This window comes from Pseudomonas bubulae (assembly GCF_900618535.1).
In the GTDB taxonomy this organism is placed as follows: domain Bacteria; phylum Pseudomonadota; class Gammaproteobacteria; order Pseudomonadales; family Pseudomonadaceae; genus Aquipseudomonas; species Aquipseudomonas bubulae.
In genome coordinates this window covers 24878-37151 of the sequence record NZ_UYJA01000005.1, presented here as the reverse complement: position 1 = coordinate 37151, position 12274 = coordinate 24878, and the positions used below count along the sequence as shown (strand labels likewise).

Genomic DNA, 12274 nt, shown 5'->3' with positions numbered 1-12274 from the left:
ATGGCCTTTTTGATTTGTGTGGTGTTGCTGCTGGGCGCCATGGCGCTGTTGATCAATAACGTGGTTCAGGATCGCATGAGCCAGCAACGGGTCATGCAGCGCCTGGATGGTGACAAGACCGGCCCCGGCAAGCTCAGCCTGTGGATGCGGGCGGTGGGCAACAGCAAGTTTGGCCAGCGCTCGGTGTCGATGGACAGCGAAACCCAGACCCTGCTCAACCGCATCGGCTGGCGCACCGCCAGTCAGCGCTCGCTGTTTGCCGCTTTTCAGGTTGGCACCCCGATAGCTTTTGCCGGGCTGGTGTTCTTGGGCTATGAGCTGTTTTTTCCGCGTTCGGGCAATCTGCTGGTGGTGATGCTGTTCTCCCTGGCTTTGGGCTATCTGATCCCCAAGCGATTGTTGGCCTATGCTGCAAAAAGGCGCCAGCAGGAAGTGGCGATCGAAGTTTCAACCTTTATTCCGTTGCTGCGCATTCTGTTTGAGTCGGGCATGGCAGTCGAACAGGCGCTGCGGGTGTTGAGCCAGGAAGCGCGGCACCTGCTGCCGGTACTGACCGGTGAGTTGCGGGTGATTCTGGCCCGGGTCGACTCGGGGCTGGAGTTGAATCAGGAACTGAGCAAAACCGCGAGTCTGCTGGATGTAGACGAGTTCAATGACACCTGCGTGATTCTGCAGCAATTGATTCAGCAGGGTGGTGGCGCGATGAAGTCATTGCAGGCACTCAAGGAGCTGCTGGATGACCGTCGTTTGACCCGCATGGAGGAATATATCTCCAAGATGTCCGCCAAAATGTCGGTAGTGATGATGGTGTTTCTGTTCCCCGCTTTGATGATCGTCTTGGCCGGGCCGAGTTTTGTCGCTATCTCGCGAGCCTTTCTCTCTTGACCAGGGGTATGAACATGAAAGCTGTCATCGTCGTGTGCGGGCTGCTGATGCTGGGCGGCTGTGCCACAGGAGGTCAGAGTAATCCGCCGTGGATGGCCATGGGCGGCAGTTGCACCAAGTTGAGTGGTGACCAGGAGCTGTCACTGAACCTGGCCGATGACATGGCCAAGGAAGGCAAGCTGCACGCCAGCCTGGCCAACCTGCAAAACCTGCCGCAGGGGTCGGCGCAGGTACAACTGCGCAAGGCACGGATTTATCGCCAGTTGGGCCGCGATGAGGCCGGGCCGCTGTATCAAGGGTTGCTGGGGTCGTGCCTGGCAGCCGAAGGGGAGCATGGCCTGGGCCAACTGGCAGCCGGGCACGGTGACAACGCCCTGGCGATCACCCATCTGGAGCGTGCGGCACAAATGGCGCCGACCGATGCCAAGATCCGCAATGACCTGGGTGTGGTTTATCTCAATCAACGGCGGGTTGATGAAGCGCGGTTCGAGTTTTTGACCGCTCTGGAGCTCAAGCAGGATGAATCTCCGGCGGCATTGAACCTGGTGACCTTGCTGATTTATCAGGACCAGTGGAAGCAGGCCGCAGAACTGGTAACCCGCGCGGGCCTGACACCCGAACAGGTAAGTGATGCCCAGTACCGGGCACAAGCTTTGAAAGCTCAAGCCAGGACCGCCAGCAACCAGGTGGCTGTCGTCAAATAACGCGTTGGAGGTTTGCCATGACTTTATCTATTCGTGTGGGGGTGCTGCTGGCCCTGATGCCGCTGGGTGCGCTGGCTATCGAGCCTGGCCCCACCCCCAGAACCCAGCAGCAAACCGAGAACTGGCTGCAATTGCAAGTGAGCGGCAGCGTCCAGTCGCCCATCCACCAAACGGCTACGCCGGCGGAGCGTGAGCTCAGCCTGCAGCGCTGGCTGGACAGTTATAAACATGAAATCCCCGAGTACTACGGGCAGAAAGAGGGTGGCAAGGCCAGCCAGGAATAAGTTCTTTCCTGCAATAGCGGGCCCCCACAGGCCTGTGGGAGCGGGCTTGCCCGCGATGGCAGCGGTGCGGCGTCACTCACCCGCCGCGCCAGTTGTATCGCGGGCAACTCGCACCGCTTCAGTGAAGTGATCAGGTCGCTAGTGCGCAGTTTGCCGATGGGCGCCGGCGTTTGGCGACAGGGCCAGGGCCAGTTGGGTGCGGTTGTTCATATGGGTCAGGCGCAGCACTTGCGACACATAGAGCTTGACCGTGTTTTCGGTGATGCCCAGGTCACAGGCGATCTGGTAGTTGGTCTGGCCCTTGCTGACCAGCTTGGCGACGTCCAGCTGGCGTGGTGACAGCTGTTTGAAGATCGTCGGGATTTGTTGCCAGGGGCCTTCACCTGGTTCCTGGCTGTTCAAGGGGTGAGTGGCAGCTTGCGGAGGGCGCCGGGCGGACTCCATGTCCTGATATAGGTCATCGATGGATTCGGCCAGGAACTGCAATTTCTGGTTCAGGTGGCCCAGCTGATCGCTTTTGTGGCGCTCACGCAAAATAGCTTCCTGGCGCTGGATGCCCTCGAGCAGCTCATTGAGGTCGACCGGCTTTTGATAGTAGTCGGCGATGCCGATACGCAGGGCCTTGATCACATCCTGTTTATCGGCGCGACCGGTCAACAGGATGCTTTCAAAGGCGCGGTGTTTGCCGGCCAGTTTTTGCAACTGCTGGGTCAGTTCGATGCCGTTCATGTCGGGCATGTGCAGGTCGCAGAGCACCAGGCCGATTTGCGGGTCGGCCACAAACGCATCAATGGCTTCACGGGTTGTATTGCAAGGCACGCAACGGTAACCGCTGCTTTCCAGAAACTCGCACAGTTCTTCGACAATCAACGACTGATCGTCGACTACGAGCACTTTTATTAGGGGGTTGGGCGTGTTCACGTGGTTCTCCTTCCTGGTAAACCAATCAGGGACATCTTGGTCCACATACTTGCGGTGATTGAATTAAACGTAGACCTACTTTACGACTATGTACAAGGTATTAATCCCTCGTAATGACTAGTGAAGCAGAGCCATTGTCAGGGTAAAACCACCGAACAGGAAGGGTGCAAAGGGAAGCTTTTTTGACACTGTGGCGCCTTTCGCAAGCGAGAGCGTCTTAACTTGTTGATTTATTGACGGCAGTATTTTTGACGCACAAAACCACCAGATGCCACTACAGATGCCAGCACCGATAACGGTGCCAAGAATTGTCGGACGATCGGTTGTCAGCGCCAGGGCGATCAACAGCTTTACGTCGCCGGCACCCAGCTTGTTCAAGGCATAACCGGGCAGTGTCAGCACCAGCGCGATCAGCAGCGCCCAGCCTCCTTCGGTTGCGCTTGCTCCCAGCCAGGTGTGACCGGTCCACAGCAGATACAGCAGCGCCAGCGCTGCGCCACCCAACGTCAGGAAGTTGGAAATATGGCGTTGGAGCAGGTCTTGAATGGAACAGGCCACAAACCACAGCAACACAACAGCTAACTGGATCACGTAAAGAGCCTCCGTTTTTTACCAATGATTCTATGATGATATTACTGTCGACAGTCAGGGTAGACGCAGTCATGAAAACAAGACTTGGCAAAAAGCAGCAGGGCGCGGCGGCGATTGAGTTCGCGCTGGTGTTTGTGATTTTTTTTGCGGTGCTTTATGGCTTGCTCAGCTACAGCTTGCCCCTGCTGTTGGTGCAGTCATTCAACAATGCGACGGCCGAGGCGGTGCGGCGCAGCATGGCGGTGGATCCGACGGCGGCCAACTATGGCGGGCTGGTGGAGACGTTGGCCAAGAGCGTATTGAACGAGAAACTGGCCTGGGTGCCCACTGCGGTTAAAGGCAGCCTGGTTCCGGCCGCGACCTATAACCCGACAACCAAAGTGCTGACTGCCAGTGTGACCCTGCCTGCTACGGCGTTGACCACCATCATGCCGGTGCTCAAATTGGGAACGATCACAGTGCCTAGCCTGCCAACAAATTTGAAAGCCGAATCGAGTGCTCAACTTGTCCCCTAGCGAAGGGCTGTTCGGGCGCTTGTTGGGACGGACCGACGAGCGCTTGCCTGAATCCACCGATCCGCAATCACGCACCCATGCGGGTATCCAGCTGATGCTTGATCCGCTGGGGCACGTCATTGAAATCCACGGCCTGCAGCGCTACGGCCTGGCGCGGGGCAGCGACGATGGTTCACCGCGCCTGCTCCTGAGCTATCTGGTGCCGGGGAGCACGCTGGCGCTTGAAGGCGTACCGGCAGACTGGGTTGGTCACAGTCTTGATCTCGACTTCCAGTGTGCGGGGCTGCGTGTGGTGCATACCCGGGGCTGGGTGCAACCCCAGGGGAGCAGCTGGCTTTTGCAGTTGCTGGATATCAGCGACCTGCGCCTTGGCAGTGAGCAGGCCCGCAGCCGCGAGCGCTGCACGCAACTGATCCTGGGGCTGGCCGGGCAGTTGCGCCAGTGCAGTGCATCGCGTCTGTCCGAGGTCATGCACGAAGCGCTGCGCAGCGTCGCCCAGCATGGGCGTGTGCCCTGTATGGCGCTGGCGCTGCGTGAGGGTCCACAGGCTTCCTGGTATATGCACAGCACGTATCACGCCTTTGATGCGCCGCAACTGTGGCTGCCAGAACAAAACCTGGGCAGCCTGCTCGACCCGCTTGGCGGAACGTCACCCCAGCGTGTCGAGCGCGACGGTAACCCGCGATTAAACGATTTGTTTGGCAATGCCGATGGTGTGCTGGTGCCTTACAGCGACCAGCAAGGCTTGTGTGCCTGGTTGATGCTGGGGTTTTACCCGGCGTCCCTGCACGGCCCGCAAATGAGTGAAAGCGACTGGATGCAGGTGTGCGCTGCCCTGGCCGCACCACTGCTGGACCGTTTACGTGAGCAGCAGCACCTGCAGCAAAGCGAGCGCATGGAAGCCCTGCAAGGCCTGCTGGGCACCGGCTGGTGGGAATGGTCGAGCACCAGCGAACTGCTGGAACTGGCTCCACAACTGGCCATCAACCTGGACGCTGTGGCCGAGCCGCAGGCCATGACCCGCCAGGCATGGCTGGCGTTGTTTCACCCGGCTGACCGTGATGAACTTAGCGGTCGCTTCAATGAACTGCTGGAATATGGCAAAGAATTATTACTGTTTGCCCGGGTACATGAGCCACAGGCCACAGAGCCTGCCCGCTGGTACCGGATTCAGGGCCAGGTGCTGGGCAGCGGCACCCGGCGGCGCATCGTAGGTTTTATGCTGGATGTCAGCGATATCAAAAACCAGCAGCAACAAGTCGCCGCCGCCCATGCGCGGCTGGACAACCTGATCGCCAGTTCCCCGGCGGTGATTTATGTACAGCGTTATGTTGAAGGCGCGCTGGTACCGGCATTTTTCAGTGACAGCCTCAAGCCTTTACTGGGCTGGACGCTGGAGGAATGTACCAGTGAAACCTTGATCGAGTGGGTCCATCCCGATGACCTCGAACAGTTTTTTGGCCGTACCCGGCAGTTGCTGCGCGAAGGCAGCGCCCGCAACCGTTATCGCCTGCGCGATCGGCGCGGCGATTATCACTGGTTGCTGGATGAGGCCAAGCTGTTGCGTAACGACCTTGGTTTGCCGGTAGAAGTGGTTGGCTTGTGGCTGGATATCACCGAAGCCACCGAAGCGGCCGAGCGGGTCAAAAACAGCGAGGAGCGTTATCGGATACTGGTTGAGGACTCACCGGCGATGATCTGCCGTTACCTGCCCGACCTGACCCTGACCTTCGGCAATCAGCCGCTGGCCAGCTACCTGGAATGCACCACTGCGCAACTGCCGGGCATCAACCTGAGCAGTTGGCTATCCACTGAGCAGCGCGAGGCCTTTGTGCAGCGTATAGCCGGCTTGACTCCGCAGGCACCGGTCAGCACGGCGGAAATCAGCCTGCAACTGCCGGGGCGTGAATATGCCTGGTGGGTGTGGTCGGACCGGGGCATTTTTGACGAGCAGGGCAACTTGCTTGAAGTGCAGGCCGTGGGCCGCGACAACACCGAAGTGCGTCGCTCGCAACAGCAACTGACCCACAGCGCGAAAATGGCCACCCTGGGCGAAATGGCCACGGGGCTGGCGCACGAAATCAACCAGCCGCTGAACGTGATGCGCATGGCCGTGGTCAACGTGCTCAAACGCCTGGGTAATGGCGATGCGCAGATCGATTATTTGCAAGACAAACTCACCCGTATTGACGGTCAGATCCAGCGTGCGGCGCGGGTGGTAGACCACTTGCGGGTGTTTGGCCGTCGTTCCGAAATCGAACAGCAAGTGTTCAACCCGGCGCAGGCCATGGAAGGCTCTGTAGCCTTGCTGGGTGAGGGCTTGAGGGGCAAGGGTGTGCAATTGCGCAGTGAGGGCCAGGCTTGCGCTGTGCAGGTGCGCGGCCATGTGGATCAGTTGGAGCAAGTGCTGATCAACCTGATGGTCAATGCCCGTGATGCGCTGATGAGCAAGCGTGAAACTGACCGCGACTTTGAGCCCTGGATTGCCCTGAGCGTTGAGTCCGATGCGCAGAGTGTGCGCCTGCGGGTGGACGACAATGCGGGTGGGATTGATCCGCGGCTTTTGGAACGGATCTTCGAACCGTTTTTCACCACCAAGCCCATCGGCCTGGGTACCGGCCTGGGGTTGTCCGTGAGTTACGGCATTATCGACAATATGGGCGGGCGGCTGAGTGTCAGCAATACCGAGCATGGGGCGCGGTTTTGTGTGGAGTTGCCGGTGGTTGCAGCCTGAATTCAGCGTTCCACCCTTCATGTGGGAGCGGGCTTGCTCGCGATTGCATCACCTCGGTATATCAGATGTACCGAGGTGCCTGAATCGCGAGCAAGCCCGCTCCCACAAGGTATTGCACTCCATTTAGGTCAAAGCACCAGCTGGGCGCGGCCACCCTGGTTGCAGGAGAGGTTGGCATCAACTTCCGTCACCATGAGGTTGACCCCCAACAGCGAGAGCAGGTTGTTGATCACAGGATCAAGCAATGGGCTCAAAACGCCTGTAATCAACCCTCCAGCAATGTTTACCACTGCCAGCAGCGTTGCGGTGACAGCATTCGACAAATTCGTTGCGAGTGCCCCGAGGATGCCGGTGCTATCCACTGGTGCGTACAGTTGAATCGGCAAATTGCTCAGCGTACTTTTCAGGCTGGCCACCACGTTGGTCGTGGGGCTGGCGTTTTTGGCCGCCGGTGGAAGTTTCAAATTGGGCGGCTCCGAGCTTGAGGCTGCAGAAAAAAGCAGGGTGCTGGGAGTTGGAGCAATGGGTAGCTTTGCCATGATCGCAATGCCGCCGCCGCCATAATCCTTTGAAGAACAAATGAGGGCCAAGCAGGTCTTGCTGACGATGTTCACAATGGGCAGTGGTGTAACGGTTACGGAGGCTGAAGAGGAAAAAGCCTTGCTGCCATCAATGTTGCCGACATTCAAATTGGCCAGGGCCGTGTGTGCCAAAACCGTAAGGCTTTTAGTGCCGGTACTTCCCGTAGGGCAGCTATATCCGGTCACCAGTGCATCTGCGCCACCTGCATCCAGATTGACACTGAGGATTAATGGCGGCGGAAGTATTTGAGGGCTGTAGGTCGTACCGATAATGGCCCCGAGCAAGCCTGTAACAAGATCCAGAACTTTACTCACAAGTGAAGCCACGGTATTGAGAACCGGAAGCTCAATGGTGATTAAAGACCTCACTTGCGCCGTGCGCACAAAAAGCCTGTCCGTGGCCGGGTTGCCGATGGCAGAGAACTGCGGGGGCTCGATTACTTTTACCGTGGTCGTTACCTTGGCCAGTCCCAGCACGTTAACCGGTAGGCTGACGGCAGCGGCATTATTCTTGTTGGCAATTTGAATGGCGGCTTGTATCACTGAAAATAAGTTAAGGTTGGTGTCCAGGCCAGCAGTTGAAGTTCCGGTTTGTAGTTGTAATAAGTCACCAACTTTTATGGGTGTGTTTTTAATAGCGGCAACTTGTAGGTTGGTCAGTGCTGTTTGTACATCTGCCGTAGCTCCGTTAAGTTTTGCGACAGTAGCCGCCGCTTTTATAAAGTCAGTCACCGTGGCATTGGTAGTGAGTAGCGTTGTGTAATCTCCTGCCTTGACGTTCAAGTTAACGGCCAATTGATTCAAGTACTGCAGTAAGTTGATGTCTGCTTTGACCAAGCCGTCCCAGCCAACGGCCGAAATGGCTACGTTACCTCCCAGCAGGCCTGTAAACAGGTTGTTGAGCAGCGGCGATTGTGAGGAGTCGACCGTAGCCAGTGTGGTACGAATACTTATTTGCGCCAGCGTCGGCCCCGGTGTTGAGCCCACCGCACTCGCCGTCAAATTGGTATTCAGATTAAACCCGTTTTTGGAAAACATACTCCACAAGCCTCCGGCCACGCTGGTCGGCACAGTGGTGGTGGCGATTACGCGAATGGCATCGGATTTGGTTGCGTCGGCAGTGAATACCCGCAACTGGCTACTGTTGGTGCTCAGGGTGCCGCAAGTGGTGTTTACTTTTTGCACGCTGCCGGGGGTGAAGCTGTTGCGAGTGGCACTCTGGTTGGCGAAACCGGCAGCAGTACTGGCGCCAGCACAGTTACCGCCCCGACTCACTGCCTCCAGCACCGCCATATCCGCCACGCGCTGCAACTTGCGCTGCTCCAGGTACAGGCGCCCGCTGTCGACCACCAGCAGCATAAACAGCAGCACCATGCCCAGCGTCACAGCAGCCATCAGGCCGATTGCGCCATGCTGCTGCCGGGGACCATAAAAACCCATACCGCGTAGTTGGGGAGACATCGAGCACTCCTGATGCTGGAACAGTGCCCAGCGCTAACTCTCCAAAGTTTCAGCGAGTGTAGACAAGAAGTGATCGGTGCGCTGGCCAGTTGCCAGTTTTATAAGCGCGATGTGAACGGTTAATCAAAAGACAACGACAAGTGGTCAGAAAAACAGTGTAAAAACCAACTTGCTCACGAAAGTATTAATACCAACTTACTTATATACATCGTGAGCAAGTTAATGCTGCGTAACTTACTTGGGCGGATACGTACTCAGGATCTTGGTGACTGCTTGCTGGATTGCAGCGCTGCGTTCAGCCGGGGTCGGGCTGCTGTCGACGACTTTCTCTGCACTGCCTCGCCACACCAGCTTGCCGTCTTTGGCATCTATCAGGTCGATCTGCAGCGTACCAACCTGGTAGACCACGTTGCGGGTTTCGTTATACATCGGTGCGCCCCAGTAACCTTCCCACGGGCCGCCCCAGTAACCCCCCCACGGCCCGCCCCAAGGGCCACCGTAGCCGTAGTTGGTCACCACCTGTTCCTGGCGGTTGGCCACGATCAGCCAGGTTTGCACCAGCAAGTCCGGCTTGCTGCCTGCCGCTACCGGGCGCAGGCCGCGCTGGTCCAGCTGGCTGCTGACGGCCTGGACAATGCGTTGCTCGGTCAGGTCGCTTCTAAGCATCGGGTTGTTGGGTTGGTATTGCACGGCAGGGTCTTTCCAGGCCCAGGTACGGAACTGGGCGAAATCGACAGCAGGGTTGTAATCATGGCTGACCTGCATGGTTTCGCAGGCACTGAGCAGCAGGGCCAGGCCCAGTAATGCAATGCGACGAAGCATGATGATTTCTCCACTTCACTATTGAGACTCAATGGGGAGGGTAAGCCTGTACTGCCTTGTTCAGTGATTCGCGCAGGGCGTCACTGCGTTCGCTCAGGCTGCCTTTACTGCTGGTTTCTGCACTGGAACTCCACACCGGCTGGCCAGTTTTACCGTCATACAGGTTGAGTCGAACCACCATGACCTCAACCTCATAAGTACGTATGACGGGGACAGAGTTGTACATGCCGTATTGGCTGCCGTAGCGGCCGTAACCGCTGCCGTAGCCGGCCCCGTAACCATAGTCGTCCTGTACCTGGCGCAAGCGTTTTTCGGTGTGCAAATCAGCACTGACCCAAAGATCCGCCGGACGGTTGGGTTGTGCCGGGCGCAAGCCGCGCTGGTCCAGGGCATTGTTAACCGCTTCGGCGATTTGCGCCGAGTCGGCCCATGCCGTGCCAACCGGCAGCCGACCATTGAGCCAGGCCCAGCTCTGGTAGCGCCCGTAATCCCGTGGCGGGGCCGGGTAGGCACTCAAGTCCAGGGTATTGGCTGCCTGTGCCGGAGCCGGAGGCATGGGCATTGAGGTGGCGGTGTACGGGTTGGGGCTTTGGCAAGCGCCCAGCCCCAGGCTCAAAACGATCAAGGCAACGCGGCGATACATCATGCTCTCCCCCCGCAGGGCGATTTAAACCGGGCGACACACCCAATGAAGATAACGTCCCAGCCCGGCAAACGCAGGGTGGCGACGGTGGGCCAGCTCCATTTCAACCAGGGCTTCAAGCTCGGCGCGGGCCTGGAACTCCACTGGCATGTAATCGTGAAACACCCGCACGCCGCTTTGGGTTTCGACCTGCCACAGCCCTTCGAGTGCTATGGCCAGCTCCCGTGGGTCGAGTGGCTGCTGCGGGGTGAGGCTCTGTTTTTCGCCGGCCATGTCGTTCTTGCGCATCTTGCGAAAGTGCCCCTTGAGCAAGTTGCGATAGATCAGCGCGTCGCGGTTGTAAAACGCCAGCGACAACCAGCCATCCTTGGCGGTCAATTGATGCAGCACCGGCAGGATCGCGTGGGGCTCGGCCAGCCACTCCAGCACGGCGTGGCACAACACCAGATCGTAGGGCTCGGTCAGTTGGCCCAGCAGCTCCTGCCACGGCGCCTGAATAAAGGTGCCAGTCTGGCCAGCTTCGGCAAACCGCTGGCGGGCGCCTTCCAGCATCGGCGCGGCCGGTTCGGCCAGGGTCACATCGTGACCTTGCTGGGCCAGCCACAAGGACATATGGCCCAGCCCGGCACCGATATCCAGCACCCGCAACGGGCGTTTGGGCAGGGTTTCCTGCAGGTCGGCCTGGAGCACGGCCAGACGAATCGCACCCTTGGCGCCACCGTAGATTTTCTCGGCGAAGCGGGTGGCCAGTTGATCGAAGTGACGGTCACTCATTTGTTGAAACGCCTTTCATTGTCGGCCAGTTTATTGCGTACCACTTCATTCATGTCCAGGCCCAGTTCGGCACAAAGCAATACCAGGTACAGCACGATATCGCCCACTTCCTGGCCGGCGTGGGTGAGCTTGTCGGCAGGGAGCTGGCGTGACTGGTCTTCGCTCAGCCACTGAAAGATCTCCACCAGCTCGGCCATTTCGACACTGGCGGCCATGGCCAGGTTTTTCGGGCTGTGGAACTGCTTCCAGTCGTTGTTATCGCGGATGCGATGCATGCGTCGGGTTATTTCGTCGAGGTTCATTGCGGGCGTGCTCTCCAGAAGGCGCAAAGCTTGCGACCGAACGGGGATTGGTGCAAGTGAAAGGCACGGGCAGCCCGGCGGGATTTTCGGCTCGCATGCCATCCTCTGTGGGAACGGGCTTGCTCGCGATGCAGGCGCCGCGGTTTAACAGGTAAAACGCGCGGATGCCATCGCGAGCAAGCCCGCTACCACAGGGGGGTGGTCAGCTAACCGGTCGCCAGTTGCCGATCAAGTGCACCAGGCCGTCATGGCCATTGAGCTGGAAGTCGCCACTGGAACCCGCCTCACTGCTGAGCAAAATCACTTCGCCGGGCAAGCGCACCGGTTTTTTGAAGGCAACAAAAACCTCAACATTGGCCGCCGGCAGGTGCGAATTGAGTGCCGCCAGCGTTCGGGCTTTTATCCACAGGCCGTGGGCAATTGCACTGGGCAGGCCAAACAGCTTGGCGCTGGCGGCACTGAGGTGGATGGGGTTGTAGTCGCCCGAGACTTTGGCATAACGCCGGCCAATATCGGCGGGGGCATACCAGCGGGTCAGTTCGCTCAGGGCCACCGGCGCAGGATCGTTGATTTGGGGCAGGTCGCCCGGCAGTTCCACGCCTTTGCACAGCAGGGTGCTTTCGGCCTCCCATATTGGCCCCAGCAGATCGTCAACCTGGGTGACCACCTCGAAGGTCGCGCCCTTGGGGTGTTTTTGCAGGTTGTGTACATATACCCCGATGCGCAGCTGCGTCACGCTGCCCATCGGGCGCAGCAGACGGATCCGATTGGTCAGATGAATCAGCCCCAGCAGCGGGAAGGGGAAGTCCTTGGCAGTCAGCAACTGCATTTGCAGACCGAAGGCCAGGATGTGTGGATAAGTGGGCGGCAGCAATGGGCTTGGCACCAGGTCGCAAACATCGCGAAACGCCGCCAGGGCCTTGGGCTCCACCTCGACCCAGCAGCGCACACCTTGCTCCGGCAAGGGGCTGGAGGTGATCTTGCGCCGGGCCGCGGCATGGGCGTACAGCGCGGGCAAGTGCGGTGGGCCGCTGAGGTCGAGCCATTTCACGGTCAT

General features: G+C 58.7%; 13 protein-coding genes. 5 read left to right on the top strand and 8 right to left on the bottom strand.

The window, feature by feature from the left end; translation table 11 throughout:
- From PPTH39_RS17565 to PPTH39_RS17555, 3 genes are read left to right on the top strand one after another with little or no spacing between them, the layout of a single operon-like run.
- Positions 1-885 (top strand): type II secretion system F family protein, encoded by an 885-nt coding sequence (locus PPTH39_RS17565; RefSeq protein ID WP_095020823.1) that lies wholly within the window; start codon positions 1-3, stop codon positions 883-885.
- A 14-nt stretch (positions 886-899) separates the two neighbouring features.
- Positions 900-1589 carry a tetratricopeptide repeat protein gene (locus tag PPTH39_RS17560; RefSeq protein ID WP_095001050.1) on the top strand — a complete coding sequence of 230 codons (690 nt, stop codon included), beginning with the start codon at positions 900-902 and terminating at the stop codon, positions 1587-1589.
- Positions 1590-1606: 17 nt separating this feature from the next.
- On the top strand, positions 1607-1873 hold the full coding sequence (locus PPTH39_RS17555; RefSeq protein ID WP_095001051.1) for a DUF3613 domain-containing protein: 267 nt from the start codon (positions 1607-1609) through the stop codon (positions 1871-1873).
- A gap of 138 nt (positions 1874-2011) precedes the next feature.
- Here PPTH39_RS17555 and PPTH39_RS17550 read toward each other — a convergent pair whose 3' ends face one another.
- Positions 2012-2794: a response regulator transcription factor gene (locus PPTH39_RS17550; protein WP_095001052.1), complete on the bottom strand. Its 783-nt coding sequence runs from the start codon at positions 2792-2794 to the stop codon at positions 2012-2014.
- Positions 2795-2911: 117 nt separating this feature from the next.
- A complete protein-coding gene (locus tag PPTH39_RS17545) occupies positions 2912-3385 on the bottom strand; it encodes a prepilin peptidase (protein ID WP_095001053.1) in 474 nt (157 codons plus the stop codon).
- A 71-nt stretch (positions 3386-3456) separates the two neighbouring features.
- Between PPTH39_RS17545 and PPTH39_RS17540 the strand changes: the two genes are divergently transcribed.
- Together PPTH39_RS17540 and PPTH39_RS17535 are read left to right on the top strand one after the other, a co-directional pair.
- Positions 3457-3900, top strand: a complete 444-nt coding sequence (locus PPTH39_RS17540; RefSeq protein WP_130872253.1) for a TadE/TadG family type IV pilus assembly protein — start codon at positions 3457-3459, stop codon at positions 3898-3900.
- A complete protein-coding gene (locus tag PPTH39_RS17535) occupies positions 3890-6634 on the top strand; it encodes a PAS domain-containing sensor histidine kinase (RefSeq protein ID WP_130872252.1) in 2745 nt (914 codons plus the stop codon). Before PPTH39_RS17540 ends, PPTH39_RS17535 begins: the two co-directional genes overlap by 11 nt.
- A 128-nt stretch (positions 6635-6762) precedes the next feature.
- Here the strand turns inward: PPTH39_RS17535 and PPTH39_RS17530 are convergent, their stop codons facing one another.
- From PPTH39_RS17530 to PPTH39_RS17505, 6 genes are all read right to left on the bottom strand, one after another.
- Positions 6763-8676 carry a pilus assembly protein TadG-related protein gene (locus tag PPTH39_RS17530; protein ID WP_130872251.1) on the bottom strand — a complete coding sequence of 638 codons (1914 nt, stop codon included), beginning with the start codon at positions 8674-8676 and terminating at the stop codon, positions 6763-6765.
- Between the two features lie 234 nt (positions 8677-8910).
- On the bottom strand, positions 8911-9498 hold the full coding sequence (locus PPTH39_RS17525; protein WP_095001057.1) for a DUF4136 domain-containing protein: 588 nt from the start codon (positions 9496-9498) through the stop codon (positions 8911-8913).
- 28 nt (positions 9499-9526) lie between these two features.
- Positions 9527-10141 (bottom strand): DUF4136 domain-containing protein, encoded by a 615-nt coding sequence (locus tag PPTH39_RS17520; protein ID WP_095019795.1) that lies wholly within the window; start codon positions 10139-10141, stop codon positions 9527-9529.
- A gap of 24 nt (positions 10142-10165) precedes the next feature.
- Positions 10166-10915: a methyltransferase domain-containing protein gene (locus PPTH39_RS17515; RefSeq protein ID WP_130872250.1), complete on the bottom strand. Its 750-nt coding sequence runs from the start codon at positions 10913-10915 to the stop codon at positions 10166-10168.
- Positions 10912-11217, bottom strand: coding sequence for a nucleotide pyrophosphohydrolase (locus tag PPTH39_RS17510; protein WP_095001060.1), 306 nt, complete (start codon positions 11215-11217; stop codon positions 10912-10914). Before PPTH39_RS17510 ends, PPTH39_RS17515 begins: the two co-directional genes overlap by 4 nt.
- A gap of 202 nt (positions 11218-11419) precedes the next feature.
- Positions 11420-12274 carry a MaoC family dehydratase gene (locus PPTH39_RS17505; RefSeq protein WP_130872249.1) on the bottom strand — a complete coding sequence of 285 codons (855 nt, stop codon included), beginning with the start codon at positions 12272-12274 and terminating at the stop codon, positions 11420-11422.